Below are 23575 nucleotides of genomic sequence, written 5' to 3'. Positions count from 1 at the left end.
CAGTACCCCGGGGTCAGCTGACCTTGCCGCAGCACTGCTTGTACTTCTTGCCGGACCCGCAGGGACAGGGCTCGTTTCGCCCCACCTTGCGCTCCTGGCGGACAAAGGTTTCCGGCGTCGCGGACTGCCGCTCACCGTCGCCCTCACCTTCCGCCTGACTCTGGGCGGTGGCGCTGGTCTCGTCATGGCGCATGCGGGCACGGGCCAGCTCTCTCTCGAGCTCGGCCTTGCGGCGGCGCTCCACCTCTTCCATTTCCTCGGGAGTCTGCACCCGGACATGACTCAGGATGCGGGCAATATCCCGCTTCATGGTCTCCAGCATTTCCTCGAACAGGTTGAACGCCTCGCGCTTGTATTCCTGCTTCGGGTTCTTCTGGGCATAACCGCGCAGGTGAATACCCCGGCGCAGATGGTCCATGTTGGAGAGGTGCTCTTTCCAGAGGGTATCGAGCACCTGCAGGAACACCTGCTTCTCGAACTTGCGCATGGCTTCGGAGCCGGCGATGGCTTCCTTTGCCTCGTAGGCTGAGACAATCTCGTTGAGAATCTTCTCCCGGAGGCTTTCCTCGTAGAGCTTGCTGTCTTCCTGCAGCCACTGCTGGATCGGCAGATCAATGGCCATCTCGGACTGCAGCTGGGATTCGAGACCCGCCACATCCCACTGTTCGGGCATGCTCTGGGGCGGGATGTACTCGTTGATCAACTCGCTGACCACGTCCTCGCGAATGGTCTTGATCATGTCCGAGATATCATCCGAAGACATGACTTCGTTGCGCTGGTCGTAGATCACGGTACGCTGGTCGTTGGCCACGTCATCGTATTCCAGCAGGGTCTTCCGCATATCGAAGTTGCGGCCTTCCACCTTGCGCTGGGATTTCTCGATGGCGTTGGTGACCATACGGTGCTCGATGGCCTCGCCCTTCTTCATGCCCATGGCCTGCATCAGGCTCTTCACCCGGTCCGGGGCGAAGATCCGCATCAGATTGTCTTCCAGGGACAGGAAGAAGCGGGATGACCCCGGATCCCCCTGACGACCGGCACGACCACGCAACTGGTTGTCGATCCGGCGGGACTCGTGACGCTCGGTACCGATGATGTGCAGGCCGCCGGCCTCCAGCACCTGGTTGTGACGCTCGGTCCACTCGGCCTTCATCTTGGCGACGGCTTCCTCGGTGGGATTCTCCATCGCCGCGACTTCGAATTCCCAGTTACCACCCAGGACGATATCGGTACCCCGGCCGGCCATGTTGGTGGCAATGGTCACCGCGCCCGGGCGACCAGCCTGGGCCACGATCATGGCCTCGGACTCGTGCTGCTTGGCGTTCAGGATCTTGTGGTCGATCCGGGCCTTCTTCAGCAGCATCGACAACAGTTCGGAGGCCTCGATGGACGCCGTGCCCACGAGGATCGGCCGGCCCTCGGCGGTGACGTCCTTGATCTCGTCGATGATGGCGTGGAATTTCTCTTCCTGGGTGAGGTACACCAGGTCGTTGTAGTCGATCCGCTGGATCGGTTTGTTGGGCGGAATCACCACTACGTCCAGGCCGTAGATCTGGCGGAATTCGAAGGCTTCCGTATCAGCGGTACCGGTCATGCCGGCCAGCTTCTCGTACAGACGGAAGTAGTTCTGGAAGGTGGTCGAGGCCAGGGTCTGACTCTCGGCCTGGATCCTGACACCTTCCTTCGCCTCAATGGCCTGGTGCAGGCCTTCACTCCAGCGGCGACCCGGCATGGTTCGGCCGGTATGCTCGTCAACGATGACCACCTGGTCACCCTGGACGATGTAATCGACATCTTTCTGGAACAGGTGATGGGCCCGCAAGGCCGAGTGCACATGGTGCAGAAGGCTCAGGTTGGCAGCGGAGTACAGACTCTCGCCTTCGTTCAGCAGGCCGCGACTGAGCAACAGTTCCTCGACCTTCTCATGGCCAGCCTCGGTCAGTTCCACCTGGCGGGCCTTCTCATCGATCGTGAAGTCGCCGGAAGGCTCGCCCTCTTCAGAAACCTCCCCTTCCTCAAGACTCGGCACCAGCTCGTTGATGGCCTGGTAGAGCTTGGAACTGTCTTCGGCGGCACCGGAGATGATCAGCGGCGTCCGGGCTTCGTCGATCAGGATGGAATCCACCTCGTCGACAATGGCGAAGTTCAACCCGCGCTGGACCTTGTCCTCGGTGCTGAATGCCATGTTGTCGCGGAGATAGTCGAAACCGAATTCGTTGTTGGTGCCGTAGGTGATGTCCGCCTGGTAGGCCGCCTTTTTCTCCTCGGGCGCCTGGCCGGCCACGACCACACCCACCTGCAGACCCAGGAAGCGGTAGAGCTTGCCCATCCATTCAGCGTCCCGGCGGGCCAGGTAGTCGTTCACCGTGACCACATGCACACCCTTGCCGGACAGCGAGTTGAGGTAAACCGCGGCGGTCGCCACCAGGGTCTTACCTTCACCGGTCTTCATCTCGGCAATCCGGCCTTCGTGCAGGGTGATACCACCAATCAGCTGAACATCATAGTGACGCATACCCATGACTCGACGACTGGCTTCCCGAACCGTGGCAAAGGCCTCAGGCAACAGGGCATCGAGGCTCTCGCCCTCTTCGACACGGCGGCGGAACTCAGCGGTCTTGCCTTGCAACTCGTTGTCGGAAAAATTGCCAAACTGCTCTTCAAGTTCGTTGATGCGCGCAACTTGTCTTCGCATCCTCTTGATTTCTCTGGCATTTTTACTGCCGAACATCTTGGTTGCAAGCTTTGTGAACATAGACCACTGCTTCTTTAATTAAACGAGGGAAGCCGGCATTCTAACCTTATTTCCCGACAGGACAAAAGGCGCACCTCACAAGTGCCGGAATGAAAGTGTCGGAATGCCAACGACTTGCCCTCCGGAAGGCAGCATTGCACTTCCGAAGGGAACTGGAGAGGAAAACCGGGAAACCGCGACAAGGCACAGCCGGGACTTAACGATTGGCCCGGGCAATGTATTTCACAGGATCTTTGGAGCGGCCATTCTGCAGAACCTCAAAGTGCACGTGAGGGCCCGTGGACCGACCGGTGCTGCCCATCAGGGCAACCACCTGCCCTTTCTGGACCACGTCCCCGGTCTTTACCTTGACGGTCTTGCAGTGACCGTAGCGGGTCACCAGACCATCACCATGATCGATTTCCACCAGGTTACCATAGCCATAGCGCTCGCCGGCCCAGGTAACCACGCCACCGGCAACGGCAATGATATCGCTGCCATCCTTGCCCGCCAGGTCAACACCGTCATGCCAAGTCCGCTTGCCTGAGAACGGGTCGGAACGATAGCCGTACTTGGAAGACAGCCAGCCCCAGGTGATCGGCCGGCCCTCGACATACATTTCTTCTTCCAGCTTCTGGCGGGAAGCCAGCTTGTCCAGCAGACGCAGTTGCTGCTCCCGATCGGCTAACTGCACTTCCATGCGTTCGATCATGTCGGTCAGAGCCGGCGCGGTAAAGGATTCCCTGGTCTCAGGACCCTCAGGGCCACCGACGGCCGGCGGCTCATCAAAGTTGAACTCTTCGCTGGCGACCAGCCCGGATTCTACAAACCGCTGCCCCAGGGCGTCGAGACGCAGCATGCGGCCCTGAAGTTCACCGAGACGCAGGGTCAGGGCATCAACCTGTTCACGGACCTGCTCTTCCACGGCGGCCAGTTCCTGTTGCTGGGCTTCCAGCTTGCTTTTCCAGTGTGCCACCAGTTCCGACGGCTTTGGCTCCTGTGCTTTGGCCTTGCTGACTGCCGCCTGGTAGCCGCCCCAGACTGCCGCGCTGATCAACGCAAGTACCAGCACCAGCATACCGGCGAGGAACTTGCCGTTCAGGGCGACAACCCGGGACTTCCCGTGGTGTTTGCCTACGAGGATAATGTTCATATCGTCTTCTGGTTTCATCGGGGAGCCGCAAGCCTGATCCTGTCGTGTTGCGGCCCGGGATGTCCGAATGGGTCTGGCCTTTCCCTGGCAACAACTACGTACTGAATAAACGCAGCGCCCGCTGGACATAGGTATTTGCAACAATGTAAAACGAGTCTGAAGCGGGCACTACCCTCAAACCGTGCCGAAGTGTAACCAATCGTAAACGGAACCGTCGAGTGAAAGCGCGTCAATGAAGCGGAAAAACGACCAGAAAATGACCTTCGACAAGGTCGGTGGTAGCCCGGCCCTGAGTGAACTCGTGGCCAAGGCCGAACTGCACCGGCAGGCGGAAGCGCAGGTTCTTAGCGCGCTCCCCGAAGAGCTGGTCAGTGGCGTTCGCTTTCTCAGCTGCCAGGAAGGCGAACTGGTGCTGTCCGCCGCCAACGCCACGCGGGCCAGCCAGATCCGCTTCCGCCAGCACGAGATCATGGCCAGCGTCCGGGAGCAGGAACTGTTCCGTTACGTGTGGAAACTGAAAGTGAAGGTGGCGCCGCCGCGCTTCAGGGAGACAAAGCGCGCTGAAAAGCAGCCCCTGAGCAAAGAAAATGCCCGGCTCCTCGCAGAGGAGGCCGGGCACACGAAGGATAAAGCTTTACGCGAGGTTCTCGAAAAACTCGCAAGCCACGCCCGCGATTAAGGCGTCCTGCCTTAACCCTGAGCTGCCAGCACAGGCTTCATGTAGGAGATGGGTGCTGTTGCCTCGTCATCGAAGGTAACCACTTCCCATGCATCCTCTTCGGCCCGGAGCTTACGGAGCAGCTTGTTGTTCAGGTCGTGACCGGACTTCACACCGCGGAACTCACCGATCAGGCTGTTACCGAGCAGGTACAGGTCGCCAATGGCATCCAGCACCTTGTGCTTGACGAACTCATCGTCGTAACGAAGACCGTCTTCGTTCAGGATCTTGTAGTCGTCAACCACGATGGCGTTATCGACAGAGCCACCCAGCGCCAGGTTCATCGCCCGCAGTTTCTCGATGTCACGCATGAACCCGAAGGTCCGGGCGCGGGACACTTCCTTCACGAAGGAAGTACTGGAGAAATCCACGGTCGCGGTCTGGGCGCGGCCCTTGAACACCGGATGGTCGAAGTCGATACCGAAGGAGACCTTGAAACCCTCGAAAGGCAGGAAGGTCGCTTTCTTGTCGCCTTCTTCCACGGTAACTTCACGCTTGATGCGGATGAAGCGCTTGGCCGCGTCCTGCTCGGCGATGCCGGCAGACTGCAACAGGAACACGAACGGTCCGGCGGAGCCATCCATGATGGGCACTTCAGCCGCGCTGAGCTCCACGAAACAGTTATCAATACCGAGACCAGCCATGGCTGACAGCAGGTGCTCTACTGTTGCCACACGGACACCGTTTTTTACCAGCGTCGTGGACAGCATGGTCTCACCCACATTTTCCGCACAGGCACGAATCTCGACCATCGGGTCCAGATCCGTCCGGCGGAAGATGATACCCGAGTCTTCCGGAGCCGGCTTCAGGGTCAGGTAAACCTTTTCCCCCGAGTGCAGGCCGACACCGGTAGCCCGGATGGTGTTTTTGAGTGTCCGTTGTCTGATCATCGGTTCATCATTCCGTCACAATATGGCGATATTCTGGGCAAAAAACTGCCCGGAGAATATCAGAAATTAAGACTGAGTACCATTTGACCAAGAGGGCTTTGCCTCAAATTTACACAAAGCCAACACTCGGCACTCAGCGCACGTAATTTCCGGCAGTCAGGTTCCCTTAATCGGCAAAAAAGCCGAGATGGATTCCTGCACGCATTACCGGCTCACAGTTGCGACAGATTATCAATCAGCCTGGCGGCGAAGGAATGCGGGAATATCGAGATAGTCCACGCCCTGTTCTTCGCTTTCCTTGTTCTGATCGATAGCCACATTACCACTGGACACCGCACGACGACGCAGAACCGCCGGACGATCCAGCTGGTTGTAGTCGGTCTTGCCATCCAGGGTACGGGTGTTGTCGACAACCTTCGTTGGCTTTTCACGGTCACCGCCCAGGCCAGTGGCAACAACAGTCACCTTGAGCTCGTCGGTCATTTCCGGATCAATCACGGTACCGACCACGACGGTCGCGGAATCGGACGCGAACTCACGCACAATGTCGCCAACCTCGGAGAACTCGCCCAGGTTGAGATCCATGCCGGCGGTGATATTGACCAGGATACCCTTGGCGCCCTGGAGATTGATGTCCTCGAGCAGTGGGCTGCGCACGGCGGCTTCCGCGGCTTCCCGGGCACGGTTCTCGCCGGTGGCACGGGCGGTACCCATCATCGCCATGCCCATCTCGGACATCACCGTCTTCACGTCCGCAAAGTCGACGTTGATCATGCCGTTGCGGGTAATCAGGTCGGCAATACCCTGCACAGCGCCCAGCAGAACATCGTTGGCCGAGGCAAAAGCATCCAGCAGGCTGGTTTTCTTGCCCATGACCGCCAGCAGTTTCTCGTTCGGGATGGTGATCAGCGAGTCAACGCTCTCTTCGAGCTCTTTCAGCCCCTCTTCGGCGACGCTCATGCGCTTGCCACCTTCGAACATGAAGGGCTTGGTGACGACCGCCACCGTCAGGATACCCAGTTCCCGGGCCACCTCGGCAACGATCGGGGCGGCTCCGGTACCGGTACCACCACCCATGCCTGCGGTGATGAACACCATATCGGCGCCCTGCAGGGCTTCGGCGATGCGGTCACGGTCCTCCAGAGCCGACTGACGCCCTACTTCCGGATTGGCGCCGGCACCCAACCCCTTGGTAATGTTGCCACCAAGCTGGATTACCTGCCGGGCATCCAGATCGGTCAGCGCCTGGGCATCGGTGTTGGCGCAGATAAATTCCACACCTTCAACGTCGCTGTTGAGCATGTGACGTACGGCATTACCACCGCCACCACCAACACCGACGACTTTAATGACAGCATTTTGCTGGACATTATCGACGAGTTCGAACATTTCCCCTACTCCTTCGTGCTGTAGACAGCCTATCCAGGCTGTTTTTTCGAGATTTATGTTTTCGAGATACCTTCGTGTACTGCTTGTCCCGGCCGGTCAGAAGTGACCGGTAAACCAGGCTTTCATGCGCTCAAACAGCGAGGGGGCCTCTTCCCCCTTGAGCACGGGCGCCCGCCCGAGATCCATCTGGCGGAAGCCATGGATCAGCAACCCGACGCCAGTGGCGTAGATCGGGTTGTTGACCACTTCCGTCATACCGGACACCGCCTGCGGAGAAGCCAGGCGGACCGGCATGTGGAAGATCTCTTCGGCCAGTTCCACCACGCCTTCCATGGTGGAGGAACCGCCGGTTATCACGATGCCTGCGGGAATCAGGTCCTCAAATCCGGACCGGCGCAGTTCCGACTGCACCAGGGTGAAAAGCTCCTCGTAACGGGGCTCCACCACTTCGGCCAGTGCCTGCCGCGAAAGATCACGCGGAGCACGGTCGCCGACGCTCGGCACCTTGATGGTTTCATCGGCACCTGCGAGCTGGGTCAACGCGCAGGCATACTTGATCTTGATCTCCTCGGCATTCTGGGTCGGAGTCCGCAACGCCATGGCAATGTCGTTGGTGACCTGGTCCCCGGCAATCGGGATCACCGCGGTGTGACGGATAGCACCGCCGGTAAACACAGCGATGTCGGTGGTGCCACCGCCGACATCCACTACGCAGACTCCAAGCTCCTTCTCGTCCTCGGTCAGGATGGCGTGGCTGGAGGCCAGCTGTTCCAGGATGATGTCATCCACTTCCAGACCGCAGCGCCTGACGCATTTCTCGATATTCTGGGCGGCGTTTACCGCACAGGTCACCAGATGCACCTTGGCCTCCAGTCGGACACCGGACATCCCCATGGGCTCCTTGATGCCCTCCTGGCTATCAATCACGAACTCCTGCGGCAGGATATGCAGGATCTTCTGGTCCGCCGGAATCGCAACCGCCTGGGCTGCGTCAATAACCCGGTCGATATCCGCCTGGGTCACCTCCCGGTCGCGGATGGCCACGATGCCATGGGAGTTCAGGCTCTTGATGTGGCTGCCCGCGATCCCCGCATACACCGAGTGGATCCGGCAGCCGGCCATGAGCTCGGCCTCCTCGACAGCGCGCTGGATGGCCTGCACGGTGGTCTCGATATTGACCACCACACCGCGCTTCAGGCCCCGGGACGGGTGGGAACCGATTCCCACCACTTCAATGGTGCCGTCCATCTTGCGCTTGCCGACAATCGCAACCACTTTCGAGGTTCCGATATCGAGGCCAACAATCATGTTTTCCGTTTCAACCGATGACATGTGTTCCACCAAACCGTTGGTTTGTCGTTAATTTGCTATGAATTCGGCCCGGAAGCCGCTACTGCCTGCTTCCACTGCACCGCAACACCATTGGTGTAGCGGGCATCCACCCTGCTGACTTCGTCCGACCGGGATGCCAGCCGGGTTTCATAAACTGTCATGAACCGTTCAAAACGCTCGTCCACCTGGTCCCTGCCGAGCACCACCTCGATGCCGTTCGCCAGGGTCAGGGTCCAGGCACCCCGGGCTTCCAGTGACAGACCGGCAAAACCGAGCCCGTGGTTCACCAGCCGGTCGTTCATGGTCTGGGCCATCCGGATCACCTCCCGTACCCGCTCATCCGGACCTGCCAGCCGGGGCAGGCGGCCCGCTACCTCGGGATTCGGCGGCGTGAACAGCTCGCCGGTCCGGCTGACCAGGCGCCCGTCGGTCCAGTAGGCCAGCGGCTTCTTCTCCCGGATACCGATCACCAGCCGATCCGGCCAGACCCGGCGAACCGCCGCAGAGGCGACCCAGGGCCGCTGCTCCAGCTCGTCCTTGATCTCGGACAGGTCGGTCGCAAAATAGCTTTTCCCGATCCAGTTACCTGCCTCCCGCTCAATGGCGACCCGGCTGTCTCCAACAAAGTCGCCGTTGACGTCGATTGCCAGGATCTGCTGGTCCATGGCACTCAGAACCTTGCCGGTACCCCAGGGCACCAGGGCCGCAAGCAACACAATCAGGGCGCCGAGCCCCACCTGCAGCCAGGGCACGGCTGCCAGAATGCCCTTGAGAACGCCAAACCGGTCCCGGTCGGGACCGAGGGACGTCGCCCCCCGGCGCCGCGGGGGCTCGGACGGAATCGCCCGGCTCCGGATCAGCAGGTTCTCAAGCATTCGCATCCTCCAGGGTGTCGCGGAGTATCCGCACCACCAGTTCCTCAAAGCCGATTCCGGCCGCCCGAGCCGCCATCGGCACCAGGCTGTGGTCGGTCATGCCAGGCACGGTGTTCACCTCAAGCAGCCAGAAGCGGCCACCGGCATCCTGCATCACATCCACCCGTCCCCAGGTCCGGCAACCGACCACCCGGAATGCTTCGAGGGCAAGGTGCTGGAGCCGGAGCTCATCCTCGGGCGCCAGCCCGCAAGGAATCCGGTAATGGGTGTCATCGGCCAGGTACTTGGCCTCATAGTCGTAAAACGCGTGATCGGTGCTTGCGCTAAGGCCGATGGCCGGAAGGGCCCGATCCTGCAGCAGGCTCACGGTGAACTCCGGCCCCTCGATCCACTCTTCCACCAGCACCAGGTCATCCATTGCCGCGGCAGCCCTGTAGGCTTCCACCAGCTCCGACTCCGACCGCACCTTACGGATTCCGATACTGGAACCCTCATGCGCCGGCTTGACGCTCAGGGGCGGCTGCAGCTCGGCCATGATCCTGCCGGCTTCGTCCTCGGTGGTCATGGCCCGGAACCTCGGCGTCGGCAGCCCGCAGCCTTCGAACACATACTTGGTGCGGAGCTTGTCCATGGCGAGGGCCGAAGCCAGCATCTCGCTGCCGGTGTAGGGAATACCGGCCTGGGACAGGATCGCCTGCAGTGTTCCGTCCTCGCCGCCCCGGCCATGAAGGGCAATGAATACCCGGTCGAAATCCGGATCCTCGACGGTTTTCAGCAGGCAACCCCGGACATCCACCCCAAACGCGTCCACACCGGCGGACTGCAGGGCGGCCAGCACGGCTTTCCCGCTCTTCAGGGAGACTTCGCGCTCGGCGGAATCGCCACCCATGAACACGGCAACCCGACCCAGCGCCTTCACCAGCTCCGGATCTGCCTGATAATCCTGAATCTCGTTGTGGTGCATATCAGTCACCAGAAATCACTCCCGCTGCCGCCATCCGGGCAGCCACACCACCAATATCTCCGGCGCCCTGGGTAATCAGCAGGTCGCCATCCTGCAGCACATTGGCCAGCAGGCTCTCGATTTCGCTGTTGTCCTCGACAAACACCGGCTCCACCTTGCCGCGTTGGCGAATGCTCCGGCACAGAGAGCGGCCATCCGCGCCCGGAATCGCCGGCTCGCCGGCGGAATACACGTCCATCAACAAGAGACCGTCCACTTCCGACAGCACCCGGACGAAGTCCTCGTACAGGTCACGGGTGCGGGTATACCGGTGCGGCTGGTACAACATCACCAGCCGGCGATCCGGCCAGGCATCATGGGCGGCACGGATCACCGCTTCCACCTCGGTCGGGTGATGGCCGTAATCGTCCACCAGGGTGATGGTGCCTTTCGGGGTCTGGTAATCGCCGTACACCTGGAACCGTCGGCCAACGCCAGCGAATCCGGCCAGCCCCTTGCAAATGGCGTCATCCGCCACCCCTTCGTCGGTGGCAACGGCAATGGCCGCCAGGGCATTGAGCACGTTATGGCGCCCCGGCATCCGCAGCTCCACCGGCAGGTCACTGCGACCACCCGGGCGCTTGACCACAAAGCGGGTTTTCAGGCCATCGGAGGTAATCTGCTCGGCCCGGTAATCCGCCTCGGGGTTGTCGATCCCGTAGGTGATGATGGCTCGGGAGATCCTCGGGATGATTTCCTGCACATAACCGTCGTCCACACACATCACGGCCACGCCATAGAACGGCAGGTTGTGGAGAAAGTCGACAAAGGTCTGTTTCAGCTTTTCAACATCACCGCCATAGGTATCCATGTGGTCGGCTTCAATGTTGGTGACCACGGAAATCACCGGAGTCAGGTGCAGGAAGGAGGCATCGCTCTCATCCGCTTCCGCCACCAGGTAGCGCGAGCCGCCGAGCTGGGCATTGGTGCCCGCACTGTTCAACTTGCCGCCGATCACGAAAGTGGGATCAAGACCCGCCTCGCCAAGTACCGAGGCAATCAGACTGGTGGTCGTGGTCTTGCCATGGGTGCCGGCAACGGCAATACCGTGGCGGTAACGCATGATCTCCGCCAGCATCTCGGCGCGCGGAACGATGGGTACCCTGCGGCTACGGGCCGCAGCCACTTCCGGGTTATCAGACTTGACCGCGGTGGACACCACGACAACATCCGCCCGGGCACTGTTTTCTTCCCGGTGTCCGATCTGGACCTCGACACCGAGGGATTTCAAGCGGTCGGTTACCGGCCCTTCCTTCAGGTCGGAACCGGAAACTTCATAGCCCTGGTTCTTCAGAACCTCGGCAATGCCGCTCATGCCGGCGCCACCAATCCCGACAAAGTGGATGTGGCGGATCCGGCGCATTTCCGGCACCTGATAGACCAGTGGCGGATTGGTTGCATCAGCCATTGGCGGCCTCCAGACAGTAATTCACGACTCTCTCCGTTGCATCCGGGCGGGCCAGCGTTCGTGCAGCCTTCGCCATATTCATGACCCTGGTCCGGTCCTTTGCCAGGTCTTGCAGGGTTTCGGCCAGGATTGCCGGCGTCAGTTTTGACTGGGGAATCAACACCCCGGCTTTCGCATCCACCATTTGCTTCGCATTGGCTGTCTGATGGTCATCCACGGCATGGGGAAACGGCACCAGTACCGCACCGATACCCGCCGCACAGAGTTCGGATACCGTCAGCGCTCCCGAACGACAGATGACCACATCTGCCCAGCTGTAGGCTTCGGCCATATCCCTGATAAACGGCTCGATACTGGCCGCAACACCCTGTGCCTCGTAGGCGGCTTTCGCCTCATCCAGGTTCTTCTCACCACACTGATGGCGCACCTCCGGCCGATCCACCTCAGGAATCAGGGCCAGCGCCTCGGGTAACTGCTGGTTGAACACCCGGGCGCCGAGGCTGCCGCCGACCACCAACACCCGCAACTGGCCGGTGCGGCCCGCCATACGGGTTTCTGGCTCCGGCAGACTGGCCAGATCCTGGCGCACCGGGTTACCGGTACATCGGGTCACCACGTCGGCCCCGAAACTACCGGGGAAGGCTTCCAGCACGGTCTGGGCGAACCGCACCAAAATGCGGTTGGTCATCCCGGCAATGGCATTCTGCTCATGGATCACCAGTGGCGTCCGGGTCAGCCAGGCGGCCAGGCCACCCGGGCCGGTCACGAACCCACCCATGCCGACGACACAGTCGGGGCGGATCCGCCGCACCACCGTAAACGCCTCGCCCAGGGCCCGCATCAGTCGGAACGGCGCCAGCAGTAGGGCCAGCTTGCCTTTGCCCCGCAGGCCCGAGATGTGGATGAGCGATAACGGGATGTCAGTATCGCCGATCAGCCGCTGCTCCATGCCACCGGTGGCACCCAGCCAGTAAACCTCATGCCCCCTGGCCTCAAGGGCCCGGGCAGTGGCCAGCGCCGGGAACACATGGCCCCCGGTGCCGCCTGCCATCATCAGGAAGCGACGGGATTCAGTCATACACCGCCCCTCCCCGTTTCTTTGAACTGTTTTCCTCACTGGCCACGCGTACCTTGTCCAGCCTTTCCATTTCAATGCGCGCGAGTACACCGATACACACGCAGGTAATCATCAGGCTTGAGCCGCCATAACTCACCAGCGGAAGAGTCAGGCCCTTGGTCGGCAGCAGCCCGGTGCTGACTGCCATGTTGATCCCGGCCTGAAGTCCGATCAGAAGTGTCAGACCATAGGCAAAACAGGCCCCAAAAGGCATTTTGGCCTTCTCGGCCCGACGGGCAATCACGAAACCCGAAACCACCAGAACCGTGAACAGGGCCAGTACCAACAACGACCCCAACAGCCCGAACTCCTCGGCAATGATGGCGAAGATGAAATCGGTGTGGGCCTCGGGCAGATAAAACAGCTTCTGGATCGAGTTGCCAAGGCCAACACCGGCCCACTCACCACGACCGAAGGCAATCAGCGACTGGGTCAGCTGGTATCCCGTATCGAACTGGTCTTTCCAGGGATCCAGATAACTCACCACCCGTTTCAACCGGTAGGGCTGCGTGAGCACCAGGACAGTCCCCAGGGCCACCAGGATCGCGATCAGCGGCACGAATCGGGTCAACCGGACACCACTGAGAAAAATCATGCCTGCCGCTGCTGTGATCAGCACCACCGTGGCACCGAAGTCCGGCTGGATAACCAGCAGCACCGAGGCCACGCCCAACACCACCAGCGGCTTCAGGAAGCCGGGCCAGGTATTGAGCAGTTCGTCCCGGCGGCGCACCACGTAACCGGCGAGGTAGGCAATCAGACACAGTTTTGCCACCTCGGACACCTGCACGTTGAACAGGCCGAACGGGATCCAGCGGGTGGAACCGTTAACCGTGCGGCCCATTGGCGTGAGCACCAGCACCAGCACCAGCAGACCGATGCCCAGCAGCAACCAGCCACTGCGTTCCCACCAGGCAACCGGCACATTGACCGCCACCAGGGCCAGGACACCGCCCATGGCGGCGAACAGCAACTGGCGGATCACATAGTGGTAACTGTTACCCATGGTTTCCGCCGCCATGTCCATGGAAGCGGATGAAATCATCACCACACCGACCACCAGCAAGGCTGCCGCGCTGATCACCAGCACCGGCAGAGGCTGGATCTCGCCCAGCCAGCTGTTGCGGTTCGGAAGGCTGATTCCGGCTGACATCACAGCGCCTCCACGAGGGTTCGAAACTGGTCACCGCGATCCAGGTAGTCGCGGAACATGTCAAAACTGGCGCACGCCGGTGACAGCAGCACCCGGTCACCCGGCCGGGCCTCTTTCCGCGCGGCCGAGACCGCGTCGCTCAGGGTGCCGGCCCGCACTTTCTGAACACCGCTGCCAATGGCCTCCGCGATCCGCTCTGCATCCGTGCCGATCAGCGCCACCGCCCGGCAATAGAGCGCAACTGGCGCCTCCAGGGGTGCGAAGTCGGCCCCTTTGCCATCACCGCCTGCAATCAGCACCACCTTGCCCTGCTCCGGGGCCAGACTCTCGATGGCCGCCACCGTGGCCCCCACGTTGGTGCCCTTGGAATCGTTGATGTAATCGACGCCCTCGAAGCTGCGGACAAACTCACAGCGGTGCGGCAGGCCCCGAAACTCCCGGGCCACCTGCAACATCAGGTCCATCGGGAACCCCGCCGCGTGGCCAAGGGCCAGTGCCGCCATGACGTTGCTGACGTTGTGGCGGCCCAGAAGCCGGAGCTCGCTGGTAAGTAGCAGGTTGTCGAACCCGAAGGTGATCCAGGTGCCCTCATCGTCATCCCGGGTACTGAAGGTGTCCGGATTCACCCGATGAAAACCGAAACACAGGAACCGCAACGTGTCACGGGCCATGGGCGTGCTCAGGGCATCATCCAGATTGACGATGGCATTCTTCGCGCCCCGAAAAATCCGCTGCTTGGCCTGGAAATAGGCCATCTTGTTCGGATAGCGGTCCATGTGGTCATCGCTGACATTGAGGACCGTGGCAGCCAGGGCATTCAGTTCATCGGTGGTCTCCAGCTGGAAACTGGACAGCTCCAGCACGTAGAGATCAGCGCCGCGCCCAAGCAGGTCCAGCGCGGGCGTGCCGATGTTGCCTCCGACTTCCACCTTGCGCCCGGCTGCCTTCGCCATCTCGCCCACCAGCGTGGTGACCGTGGTCTTGCCGTTGGAACCGGTGATGGCAATGATTGGCGCATCCGCTGCCTCGGCGAAGAGGTCGATATCACCGCGGATCCGGGCACCACGCTCGGCTGCGCCTGCGATGGCCGGCTCGGCTATGCTGATGCCGGGGCTGACCACCAGCTCATTGAACCCGGCGAACAGCTCGGCATCGAACGCCCCCAGGTGAACCGGTATCTCCGGCCAGTTCGAGCGCAGCTCATCCAGGCCCGGGGGTGCGGTACGGCTGTCCGCCACCGCGACCTCGCGCCCCTGTTCGGACAGGTAGCGCACGCAGGAGAGCCCGGTCTTGCCGAGCCCTACCACCAATGTGCGACGATCCGAAGCAATGACACTCATAGCCGTAGCGTTACCCTATCGTATCTTCAGACTGGCCAGTCCAATCAGGACCAGAACCACAGTGACCACCCAGAACCGCACGATAACGCGGGGTTCCGGCCAGCCTTTCAATTCAAAATGATGGTGCAGCGGCGCCATCCGGAAAATCCGGCGGCCGGTCAGGCGGAACGAGGCCACCTGCAGAATCACCGAGATAGTCTCCATCACGAAGACCCCGCCCATGATGAACAGCACGATTTCCTGGCGCACGATGACCGCCACCACACCGAGTGCCGCCCCCAGGGCCAGCGCACCCACATCGCCCATGAACACCTGGGCTGGATAGGTGTTAAACCACAGGAAGCCCAGACCCGCACCCACCAGGGAGCCACAGAAGATAATGAGCTCGCCGGTTCCCGGCAGATGGGGAATCAGCAGGTAATTGGCAAACTGCGCATGCCCGGAGACATAAGCGAAAACCGCCAGGGCCCCTGCGACCATGACCGTCGGCATGATCGCCAGGCCATCGAGGCCGTCGGTCAGGTTCACCGCATTACTGCTACCCACGATCACGAAATAACTGAGCAGGATGAACAGCACCGGCCCCAGGGTCAGCGAGACGTTCTTCACAAACGGCAGGTACAGCGAGGTCTCCTGGGGCAGTGCGGAGCTGAAATACAGGAAAATTGCCGCACCAGCGCCGATTACCGACTGCCAGAAGTATTTCCATTTCGCCGGTAGGCCCCGCGGATTACGCTCCACCACCTTGCGATAGTCATCAACCCAGCCAATGGCGCCAAACAGCATGGTGACCAGCAGGGTGATCCACACATAACGGTTGGTCAGGTCAGCCCACAGCAAGGTACTCACGGCAATGGCCACCAGGATCAGCGCGCCGCCCATGGTCGGCGTGCCCGCCTTGCTGAGGTGGGTCTGGGGACCGTCATCCCGAACCGCCTGGCCGATCTGGTACTGGCTGAGCTTGCGGATCATCATCGGCCCGATAATGAGCGAGATCAGCAGTGCCGTCAGAATCCCCAGAATCGCGCGCAGCGTCAGGTACTGAAACACCGTCAGTTCGGAAAAATATTGCGAAAGAACCTCTGTCAGCCAGAGCAGCATTAGTTATTCACCTTTTCTTTAATTCCCTCCACCACGCGATCCATGGCGGAACTGCGAGAACCCTTCACCAGCACGGTGATTTCAGGACCCAGGGTACTGACGATAGTATCCACTGCCCCTTCATGGGTCGGAAACTGCTCGGCTTCCGGCCCGAATCCATCCACATAACCTTCACAACCGGAACCCACCACCATCAGGCGATCGATGCCCCCTTCCTTCGCGGCGGCTCCCACTTCGGCGTGCAGGGCACGGGCATCCGGCCCCAGCTCGGCCATGGCGCCAAAGACCGCCACCCGCTGACCGGTCCGCTCAGCAAGCACTGCCACCGCGGCTTTCATGGACGCCGGGTTGGCGTTGTAACTGTCATCGATGAGGGTCAATCCCCGACCCAGATCCAGCATCTGAAGACGCCCCTTGACCGACTGGATACCGGCCAGGCCGTCCTCCAGTTGCTGATCGGTGGCGCCCAGCTCACGGGTCGCGGCGATCGCCATCAGGGCATTACTCCGGTTATGTTCACCCGGAAACGAGAGCGTCAGCGTGCGGGACCAGCCATCAGGGCCGGTCACCGTCAGCTGCTGCCCGGGGCCGGACACTTCGGCATCCGTGACCTGGTAATCCGCTTCCGGATGTCCGAGGCGGCTGACACTGACCACACGACGATCTCCTGCCCGTGCCAGCCACTGGTCGAAAGCGGGATCGTCCCGGTTCAGAACCACAAGTCCACCCTCGGTGACGCCTTCAATGATCTCGCCCTTGGCCCGGACAATGTTTTCATAGCTCCCGAACCCTTCCAGGTGAGCCTGGCCGGCGTTGGTCAGAATCACTACCTGTGGCCTGGCTATCGCCACGGTGTGGGCGATCTCGCCCAGGTCACTGGCGCCCAGTTCGATGGCGGCAAACCGGTGTTCAGGGGACAGCCGGAACAGCGTCAGGGGCACCCCGATGTGATTGTTCAAGTTGCCCTCGGTTGCCAGGGTCGGTCCCATCCGCGACAGCACCGCCGCGGTCATCTCCCGGACTGTGGTCTTGCCGCTGCTTCCGGTGACAGCCACCAGCTGCACACGGCTTTCATTGCGGTTGCCCTCCGCCAGCCGGGCCAGTGCCTCGACGGTATCTTTCACGACCAGTTGCGGAATGGTGATACTGCGGTCTTCGGTGTCCACCACTACTGCCACCGCACCGGCCTCCTGTGCCTTTGCCAGGAACCGGTGTCCATCAAAGTTCTCACCCCTCAGGGCGACAAACAGATCCCCTTGCGCCAGGGTCCGGGTGTCGGTCGATACCCCTTCAAACCGGACAGACGCCAATGACCGGGTGGCGCACCGGGCGCCCGTCCAGTCACAGGCCTCGGCCAGCGAAAAGGCGCGCATCATGCCACACCCCCGTTGAGCTTCAGGCAATGCCTGACCTGCTCGGTATCACTGAACGGCAGTTTCTGGCCTGCAATTTCCTGGTAAGCCTCGTGACCCTTGCCGGCGACCAGCACCAGATCGTCCGGGCCGGCCTGGGCAATGGCACTCTGAATGGCCTCGGCGCGGTCATGGATTACCTGGACCTGTCCGGGCTGTTCAAAGCCGGCCAGGATATCCCGGACGATTGCCTCAGGCACCTCGCTGCGGGGGTTGTCATCGGTCACAATAACTGCGTCCGCCAGCTGCTCGGCTTCCCGGGCCATTTCCGGGCGTTTTCCGGAATCCCGATCACCACCGCAGCCGAACACACAGATCAGCCGGCCAGCCACATGCGGCCGAAGTGCTGACAGGGCATTTGAGAGGGCGTCCGGAGTGTGGGCGTAATCCACCACCACCCGCACGCCGTTATCCCCGGTAAAACGTTCCAGCCGGCCCGGCGGAGGCACCAGCCGGGCAACGGCTTCCCGCACCCGCTCCACCGGCACACCAAGGCTCAGTACCGCGGACATGGCCGCCAGCACATTGCTGGCATTGAAACTGCCCATCAGGGGAACGCGGATATCGAAAGCACCCCATTCGCCATCGACCGAGGCCTCGAATCCTTCATCGGTCGGGCGGAATTCCCGCAACCAGAGCTCAGTCTGGGCCTCGTGCAGGCTGTACCTGACCCGGTCGCATTTCCCTTCCAGCTGGCCATACAACTGGCGCCCGAACGGGTCGTCGAAATTGATCACGGCAAAGTGCAGCTCTTCGCGCTCGAACAGCTTTGCCTTCGCGGCGCCATAGGCCTCCATCGACCCGTGGTAATCCAGGTGATCTCGGGTCAGGTTGGTGAAGACCGCACCGGTCATGGTGAGATTGTCCACCCGACCCTGATCGAGTGCGTGTGACGACACCTCCATCGCCGCGGCCCGACCACCCTGGGCCAGGATCCGGTACAACACCCGATTGACCTGCACCACATCCGGCGTGGTGTGACTCGCCGGCTGGAGGGCGTCGGGCATACCGTAACCGAGCGTACCGATCACGCCACAGGGGGTTCCGGTATCTTTCAGCAGGCGCGCAATGTACTGAGAGACCGAGGTCTTGCCATTGGTGCCGGTGACGCCAACCAGCCGCAGTCGTTGCGAGGGGTGCTCGAAAAAACGATCCGCCAGGCGGCCAAGCTGCTCCCGCAACCCGACCACCGGCACGATGAGCGCACCATGGTGTTCGGCACATTCGCCCGCAGTGGTCGACTCCAGCAGCACGACGGTCGCTCCGGACTCGATGGCCTTGTCGACATAGAAATCCGCCGGCGTTCGCGCGCCCGCCAGGGCCACGAAGGCATCACCGGACCGGACCTCGCGGCTATCGGTCTTCAGTCCGTGGATGGTGACATCGAATACCGACGGAACCTCGACGATGCCATGCAACAGAGTGCTGAGAGATGCGATGCACATAGGGTTAACCTCGCTCCCCGGTCGTCGGCAACTCGCCAGGCGAGCCGGTGACTTCCAGTTCAGGCTTCACATTCAACAGTCGCAGTGCGTCACTCATCACCCGGGCAAATACCGGAGCGGCTACCTCACCGCCGTAATATTCCCCGGATTGCGGCGCATCAACGGCCACAACGGTAACGATTCTCGGATTATCAATCGGTGCCATACCGGCAAAAATCGCCTTGTACTGGCTGTCCTCATAACCTTGAGCGCCAACCAGATGAACAGTTCCTGTCTTGCCGCCGGCAGAGTAAAAGCCGGGTTGGGCACGGGTACCGGTACCCTTCTCCACCACTTGCGCCAGCATTTCTCGGACCTCATGTGCCACACCCTCGGAAAGCACCCGCTGGCCCCGAGGCGGCTCATCCACCTTGAGCAGGCTCAATGGGTACCGGATGCCGCCATTGGCCAGGACCATGTAGGCCTGGGCCAGTTGCAGGGCATTCACGCTCATGCCGTAGCCATAGGACAGCGTGGCCTCCTCAACCGGACGCCATTTTGGCGGAGCCGGCAATATGCCGACAGCCTCGCCCGGGAACCCCACACCGGTGGGCTGACCGAGTCCCAGGCGGCTGTAGAGATCCCGAATCACGTCACCACCGATTTCAGAGGCAATCTTGCTCATGCCCACGTTACTGGACTTCACAATTATGCTGGTAAGATCCAGGACTCCGTAATTGCGATGGTCACGGATGGTAAAACGGCCAAACCGGCGAAAGCCGGGGGAAGTATCGATGGTGTCACCCGGCTCATAAAGTCCGGACTCCAGGGCTGCCGCCATGGTAATCGGCTTCATGGTCGAGCCGGGTTCGAACAGATCGGTGATGGCCTTGTTTCTGAGGTTTTCCGCTGCCAGCTGGCTCCGGTCGTTGGGGTTGTAAGAGCCCTGGTTCACCATTGCCAGAACCTCACCGGTGTCCACGTCCAGCATCACCAGGGTTCCGCCACGAGCCTTATGGGCGTTGACCACCGCTTTCAGTTCCCGGTACGCCAGGTACTGAAGGCGAAGATCGAGACTGAGTTCTAGCTTCTGTCCCGGCTGGGCATCCCGGATCAGGGTCAGGTCCTTGATCGCCCTGCCGCGATTGTCCTTGAGCACCCGCTTGCGCCCGGACTCCCCGGAGAGCCAGTCGTTGTAGGCCAGCTCAATGCCTTCCTGGCCCCGCTCGTCGATATCGGTAAAGCCTACGACGTGAGCGGTTACTTCGCCTGCAGGGTAGTAGCGACGGTATTCCTGCCGGCTGTAGATACCATTGATATCCAGCGCCATCGTATCCCGGGCAAGCGCGGGCTGAACCTTGCGGCGCAGATAGATGAATTCCCGGCCGGCGTAATCCCGGAGTCGCTCACGCAGTCGGGCCTCACTGATGCCCAACAGACGGGCCAGGTTGGTCAGCCGGGGTTCGTCCGGATCGACTTCGGAGGGATTGGCCCAGATCGTCTGGACCGGGGTGCTGACCGCCAGCGGTTCACCATGACGGTCACTGATGACGCCACGATGGGCATCGATGGTCTCGACGCGGATGGTGCGGACATCGCCCTGTTTGCGCAGGAACTCGTTGTCCACCACATGCAGATCCACCAGCCGCCAGCCCAGAGCGGCCACCACCAGCAGGAAAACACCCAGCACGGTGCCAAACCGCCAGGCTTTCAGCCCTGCAGCCACTCGTTGGCCCCATGTTGTCTGTGTTCCCTGACCGGACAAATCGATCACCCTGACGTTTTGTGAATGTTATTGTTATCGGATTACCGGACCGATGCCGGCGACATCAACGGCACCAGGACAATATCCTCACGGCCCGGAACGACCATGCCAAGCTGCTCGGAGGCCAAGGCCTCCACACGCCCGTGGGCGCTGAGAGCGCTCTGCTCGAGCAGCAACTGGCTCCATTCCCTCTGGTACTGGTCCCGCTGGGCCTGCAGCTCGGACAGAGAATTGAACAACTCCCGGTTCTCGTGGGCACTGACCACCACGCCGATGGACGACGCCACCAGCAATACCATCAGCCCCAGAGAAACCAGCACCCGCTTCTGGCGGGTGGCATCGAATACCTGCTGCGAAATGCGGACTGCGGTGGCAACGCCATCGCGGACCCTTTGTCTGTTAAGTTTCGCCGTCTTGACCGGTTGTTCTATGGCTACCGCGCCCATGATCACGCGCTCCCCTGCGTTTTATCGCTTCTGTCGATTCGCTCAAGGACCCGCATTACTGCACTGCGGGCCCGGACGTTGTCACTGACTTCCTCTGCTCCGGCCTTGGCGGCTTTTCCCACCAGCCGGAACGCCGACTGCTCCTGATCGGCGGTGACCGGAATTCCCCGGGGCAGCTTCGGCCCCCGCGCCAGGTCCCGCATGAAGCGTTTGACCAGCCGGTCTTCGAGGGAGTGAAAACTGATCACCACCAGCCTGCCGCCGGGCGCCAGACGCTCTGCGGCTGCCTGAAGGCAGATCTCCAGATCCTCCAGCTCCCGATTGATATAGATGCGGATAGCCTGGAACGTCCGGGTCGCCGGATGCTTGTGCTTTTCCTTCTTCGGCACGGCCTCGCTGACCAGCTCCGCCAACTGCCTTGTGGTCTCGATAGGCGCCTCCTGGCGGCGCTCCACAACGAGACGGGCGATACGGCGGGAAAACCTTTCCTCTCCGTATCGCCAGATAACGTTTGCGATCTCCTGCTCCTCCGCCCGGGCCAGCCACTCGGCCGCACTGGGTGACTGGTGCGGATTCATACGCATGTCCAGGGGACCGTCGCGCATGAAGCTGAAGCCCCGCGACGGATCATCAAGCTGTGGCGAAGACACCCCGAGATCCAGCAGCAGGCCGTCGATTTCGTCCCAGTCACGACGGGCCATGGCCAGAGCCAGTTCGGCGAAGGATCCGTGGAACCAGGAGAAGCGGGGATCCTCGACAGCCAGAGCCTCAGCAACCCGGATTGCTTCGGGATCCTTGTCGAACCCTAGGAGATGCCCGTTCGGACCCAGGCGTTCAAGGATGAGCCGGCTGTGACCGCCACGACCGAAAGTGCCGTCCACGTATCTGCCATCGGGGTCGCCAACAAGGTAATCGACCGCCGAATCCAGAAGCACCGAGCGGTGGGCGTAGTCCGCTCCGTCCTTCTGGTTGTGTTCGGAAGTCATAGTGAAAGCGCCTCCATTTCCGGCGGCATGTCGTCATCGCCTGAAGACTCGTCCAGCCAGGCGAACCAGCGCTCCTCGCTCCAGAGCTCCAGTTTCTTGCCCTGACCGATGAGCATGAGCTTCTTCTCCAGATGGGCGTAGCTTCGAAGTGTGGGTGGAATCAGGATGCGCCCCGCGGAGTCCAGCTCCATGGGCGCGGCATTACCGAGCAACAGACGCTGCAGCCGTCTGGCGGCCTTGTTCATGTTGGGCAGGGCTTCAATCTGGGGGCGCAGGGCCTCCCACTCTGGCTCCGGATACACCAGAAGACAGCGCTCTTCGTCGGCATTGGCCGTCAGCACGATGCGGCCACCACAGATCTGCGAGAGCTCCTCGCGGACCTTGGCGGGGATCGCCAGGCGACCCTTCGCATCCATGTTGATGGCATGACTGCCCAGAAAATTGCTCATTCACACCGTCTCGGGTAGCTGAAAACCACAAAAAACCACTAGAAACCACTTTTTCCCACTTCTGCACACTATAGGAACACGCATTACACAATGCAAGCGCCGCAAATGGCGTCGGTCTCGCAAAAGTTCCTTTTATGACAAGAGGTTACGGGCGAAGATTTGTTCGGAGGGAGAGATTACGGAAAAGAAACAAAAGGAAATCAAACACCTGCAAATAGTTTTGAAGATGGCAAGTTAGGTTTAAGATTTTTTGGCTATAAAGAATCAGGTCTGAGAATTGCACACGTCACAGAAGGGAAAGGCGAGCTCGCCGATAAGCCGGGTTCTGTCTTGGACAGTCATTCATCTAGGGCCTGCGTCACCACAGGCCTCAAGCAACCTACCCGAATCCAGCGCGGGCCACGCCATTGGATTCCTATTTGGTCTTGCTCCAGGTGGGGTTTACCATCGCCGTGAACTGTTGCCAGTCACGCGGTGCGCTCTTACCGCACCATTTCACCCTTACCGGTGACCGCGAACATGCCACGGCCACTTAGGCGGTATACTTTCTGTTGCACTTTCCGTCGGCTCGCGCCGCCCAGGCGTTACCTGGCACCTTGCCCTGTGGAGCCCGGACTTTCCTCCCCCGGTATTAACCGGCGGCGACTGTCTGGCGAGCTCGGGCGAGACAATACTCCAGCACAGGTTGGCAGGCAAGGAAAAACAGTTCCCTGATCGTGAATTCCGCGAAAGTGAATATACTGATGCCGCCTACCCGGCCTTCAGTTCCAGCGCACGCTGATAGAGCTCATTCTTGGAACTGCCAGTCAGCTGCGCTGCCAGCTTCGCCGCTTTTTTGACCGGCAATTCCGTCAATAGCAGCGACAGTATGCGATCCACC

General features: G+C 61.0%; 18 protein-coding genes, 1 other RNA gene and 2 pseudogenes. 1 reads left to right on the top strand and 20 read right to left on the bottom strand.

Annotated elements, in window-relative coordinates; translation table 11 throughout:
• Positions 1 to 13: 13 nt before the first annotated feature.
• Entirely contained in the window at positions 14 to 2755 is a 2742-nt protein-coding gene (secA, locus tag ACESMW_RS11720) for a preprotein translocase subunit SecA (protein WP_372987215.1), read from the bottom strand.
• 196 nt (positions 2756 to 2951) lie between these two features.
• The gene (locus tag ACESMW_RS11715) at positions 2952 to 3887 is read right to left on the bottom strand and encodes a peptidoglycan DD-metalloendopeptidase family protein (RefSeq protein WP_372987214.1); all 936 of its coding nucleotides are present in this window, start codon (positions 3885 to 3887) and stop codon (positions 2952 to 2954) included.
• A 232-nt stretch (positions 3888 to 4119) separates the two neighbouring features.
• Between ACESMW_RS11715 and ACESMW_RS11710 the strand changes: the two genes are divergently transcribed.
• Entirely contained in the window at positions 4120 to 4566 is a 447-nt protein-coding gene (locus ACESMW_RS11710; protein ID WP_372987213.1) for a DciA family protein, read from the top strand.
• An 11-nt stretch (positions 4567 to 4577) separates the two neighbouring features.
• Here ACESMW_RS11710 and lpxC read toward each other — a convergent pair whose 3' ends face one another.
• The 18 genes and pseudogenes from lpxC to ACESMW_RS11620 form a co-directional block, all read right to left on the bottom strand.
• On the bottom strand, positions 4578 to 5495 hold the full coding sequence (gene lpxC / locus ACESMW_RS11705; RefSeq protein WP_372987212.1) for a UDP-3-O-acyl-N-acetylglucosamine deacetylase: 918 nt from the start codon (positions 5493 to 5495) through the stop codon (positions 4578 to 4580).
• Between the two features lie 399 nt (positions 5496 to 5894).
• A pseudogene (gene ftsZ, locus ACESMW_RS11700) lies at positions 5895 to 6884 on the bottom strand (cell division protein FtsZ); the annotation flags it as partial.
• A gap of 96 nt (positions 6885 to 6980) precedes the next feature.
• Positions 6981 to 8216, bottom strand: coding sequence for a cell division protein FtsA (gene ftsA, locus ACESMW_RS11695; RefSeq protein ID WP_343815020.1), 1236 nt, complete (start codon positions 8214 to 8216; stop codon positions 6981 to 6983).
• A gap of 35 nt (positions 8217 to 8251) precedes the next feature.
• Positions 8252 to 9091, bottom strand: coding sequence for a cell division protein FtsQ/DivIB (locus tag ACESMW_RS11690; protein ID WP_372987211.1), 840 nt, complete (start codon positions 9089 to 9091; stop codon positions 8252 to 8254).
• Positions 9084 to 10064: a D-alanine--D-alanine ligase gene (locus ACESMW_RS11685; protein ID WP_372987210.1), complete on the bottom strand. Its 981-nt coding sequence runs from the start codon at positions 10062 to 10064 to the stop codon at positions 9084 to 9086. The genes ACESMW_RS11690 and ACESMW_RS11685 overlap by 8 nt, the downstream gene beginning before the upstream one ends.
• Positions 10057 to 11502: a UDP-N-acetylmuramate--L-alanine ligase gene (gene murC / locus ACESMW_RS11680; protein ID WP_372987209.1), complete on the bottom strand. Its 1446-nt coding sequence runs from the start codon at positions 11500 to 11502 to the stop codon at positions 10057 to 10059. The genes ACESMW_RS11685 and murC overlap by 8 nt, the downstream gene beginning before the upstream one ends.
• On the bottom strand, positions 11495 to 12580 hold the full coding sequence (gene murG, locus ACESMW_RS11675; protein WP_372987208.1) for an undecaprenyldiphospho-muramoylpentapeptide beta-N-acetylglucosaminyltransferase: 1086 nt from the start codon (positions 12578 to 12580) through the stop codon (positions 11495 to 11497). The genes murC and murG overlap by 8 nt, the downstream gene beginning before the upstream one ends.
• On the bottom strand, positions 12573 to 13772 hold the full coding sequence (gene ftsW / locus ACESMW_RS11670; RefSeq protein WP_372987207.1) for a putative lipid II flippase FtsW: 1200 nt from the start codon (positions 13770 to 13772) through the stop codon (positions 12573 to 12575). Before ftsW ends, murG begins: the two co-directional genes overlap by 8 nt.
• Positions 13772 to 15112 carry a UDP-N-acetylmuramoyl-L-alanine--D-glutamate ligase gene (gene murD / locus ACESMW_RS11665; protein WP_372987206.1) on the bottom strand — a complete coding sequence of 447 codons (1341 nt, stop codon included), beginning with the start codon at positions 15110 to 15112 and terminating at the stop codon, positions 13772 to 13774. The genes ftsW and murD overlap by 1 nt, the downstream gene beginning before the upstream one ends.
• 15 nt (positions 15113 to 15127) lie before the next feature.
• Positions 15128 to 16213, bottom strand: coding sequence for a phospho-N-acetylmuramoyl-pentapeptide-transferase (gene mraY, locus ACESMW_RS11660; protein ID WP_372987205.1), 1086 nt, complete (start codon positions 16211 to 16213; stop codon positions 15128 to 15130).
• Positions 16213 to 17589, bottom strand: coding sequence for a UDP-N-acetylmuramoyl-tripeptide--D-alanyl-D-alanine ligase (locus tag ACESMW_RS11655; RefSeq protein ID WP_372987204.1), 1377 nt, complete (start codon positions 17587 to 17589; stop codon positions 16213 to 16215). The genes mraY and ACESMW_RS11655 overlap by 1 nt, the downstream gene beginning before the upstream one ends.
• Positions 17586 to 19070, bottom strand: a complete 1485-nt coding sequence (locus tag ACESMW_RS11650) for a UDP-N-acetylmuramoyl-L-alanyl-D-glutamate--2,6-diaminopimelate ligase (protein ID WP_372987203.1) — start codon at positions 19068 to 19070, stop codon at positions 17586 to 17588. Before ACESMW_RS11650 ends, ACESMW_RS11655 begins: the two co-directional genes overlap by 4 nt.
• Positions 19071 to 19074: 4 nt before the next feature.
• Entirely contained in the window at positions 19075 to 20814 is a 1740-nt protein-coding gene (locus tag ACESMW_RS11645) for a peptidoglycan D,D-transpeptidase FtsI family protein (RefSeq protein WP_372987202.1), read from the bottom strand.
• Between the two features lie 41 nt (positions 20815 to 20855).
• Complete coding sequence (ftsL, locus tag ACESMW_RS11640) at positions 20856 to 21260, bottom strand: cell division protein FtsL (RefSeq protein ID WP_372987201.1); 405 nt, start codon at positions 21258 to 21260, stop codon at positions 20856 to 20858.
• Positions 21261 to 21262: 2 nt separating this feature from the next.
• Complete coding sequence (gene rsmH, locus ACESMW_RS11635) at positions 21263 to 22246, bottom strand: 16S rRNA (cytosine(1402)-N(4))-methyltransferase RsmH (RefSeq protein ID WP_372987200.1); 984 nt, start codon at positions 22244 to 22246, stop codon at positions 21263 to 21265.
• Positions 22243 to 22695, bottom strand: a complete 453-nt coding sequence (mraZ, locus tag ACESMW_RS11630; RefSeq protein WP_372987199.1) for a division/cell wall cluster transcriptional repressor MraZ — start codon at positions 22693 to 22695, stop codon at positions 22243 to 22245. Before mraZ ends, rsmH begins: the two co-directional genes overlap by 4 nt.
• A gap of 298 nt (positions 22696 to 22993) precedes the next feature.
• Positions 22994 to 23356: RNase P RNA component class A (rnpB, locus tag ACESMW_RS11625), an RNA gene on the bottom strand.
• An 89-nt stretch (positions 23357 to 23445) separates the two neighbouring features.
• Positions 23446 to 23575, bottom strand: a pseudogene (locus ACESMW_RS11620) (rRNA (cytidine-2'-O-)-methyltransferase); the annotation flags it as partial.

Origin of the sequence: Marinobacter sp. (assembly GCF_041690455.1) — a bacterium.
Taxonomy (GTDB): domain Bacteria; phylum Pseudomonadota; class Gammaproteobacteria; order Pseudomonadales; family Oleiphilaceae; genus Marinobacter.
The sequence above is the reverse complement of the archived record's forward strand: the minus strand, read 5'-3'. Positions and strand labels throughout refer to the sequence as shown.

Coding starts and splice junctions, on each gene's coding strand:
- lpxC (WP_372987212.1), bottom strand. CDS start 5,495: ATGATCAGACAACGGACACTCAAAAACACCATCCGGGCTACCGGTGTC.
- ftsL (WP_372987201.1), bottom strand. CDS start 21,260: ATGGGCGCGGTAGCCATAGAACAACCGGTCAAGACGGCGAAACTTAAC.
- ACESMW_RS11655 (WP_372987204.1), bottom strand. CDS start 17,589: ATGATGCGCGCCTTTTCGCTGGCCGAGGCCTGTGACTGGACGGGCGCC.
- mraZ (WP_372987199.1), bottom strand. CDS start 22,695: ATGAGCAATTTTCTGGGCAGTCATGCCATCAACATGGATGCGAAGGGT.
- rsmH (WP_372987200.1), bottom strand. CDS start 22,246: ATGACTTCCGAACACAACCAGAAGGACGGAGCGGACTACGCCCACCGC.
- murD (WP_372987206.1), bottom strand. CDS start 15,112: ATGAGTGTCATTGCTTCGGATCGTCGCACATTGGTGGTAGGGCTCGGC.
- ACESMW_RS11715 (WP_372987214.1), bottom strand. CDS start 3,887: ATGAACATTATCCTCGTAGGCAAACACCACGGGAAGTCCCGGGTTGTC.
- secA (WP_372987215.1), bottom strand. CDS start 2,755: ATGTTCACAAAGCTTGCAACCAAGATGTTCGGCAGTAAAAATGCCAGA.
- ACESMW_RS11710 (WP_372987213.1), top strand. CDS start 4,120: ATGAAGCGGAAAAACGACCAGAAAATGACCTTCGACAAGGTCGGTGGT.
- ACESMW_RS11650 (WP_372987203.1), bottom strand. CDS start 19,070: ATGTGCATCGCATCTCTCAGCACTCTGTTGCATGGCATCGTCGAGGTT.
- murC (WP_372987209.1), bottom strand. CDS start 11,502: ATGGCTGATGCAACCAATCCGCCACTGGTCTATCAGGTGCCGGAAATG.
- ftsA (WP_343815020.1), bottom strand. CDS start 8,216: ATGTCATCGGTTGAAACGGAAAACATGATTGTTGGCCTCGATATCGGA.
- murG (WP_372987208.1), bottom strand. CDS start 12,580: ATGACTGAATCCCGTCGCTTCCTGATGATGGCAGGCGGCACCGGGGGC.
- mraY (WP_372987205.1), bottom strand. CDS start 16,213: ATGCTGCTCTGGCTGACAGAGGTTCTTTCGCAATATTTTTCCGAACTG.
- ACESMW_RS11690 (WP_372987211.1), bottom strand. CDS start 9,091: ATGCTTGAGAACCTGCTGATCCGGAGCCGGGCGATTCCGTCCGAGCCC.
- ftsW (WP_372987207.1), bottom strand. CDS start 13,772: ATGTCAGCCGGAATCAGCCTTCCGAACCGCAACAGCTGGCTGGGCGAG.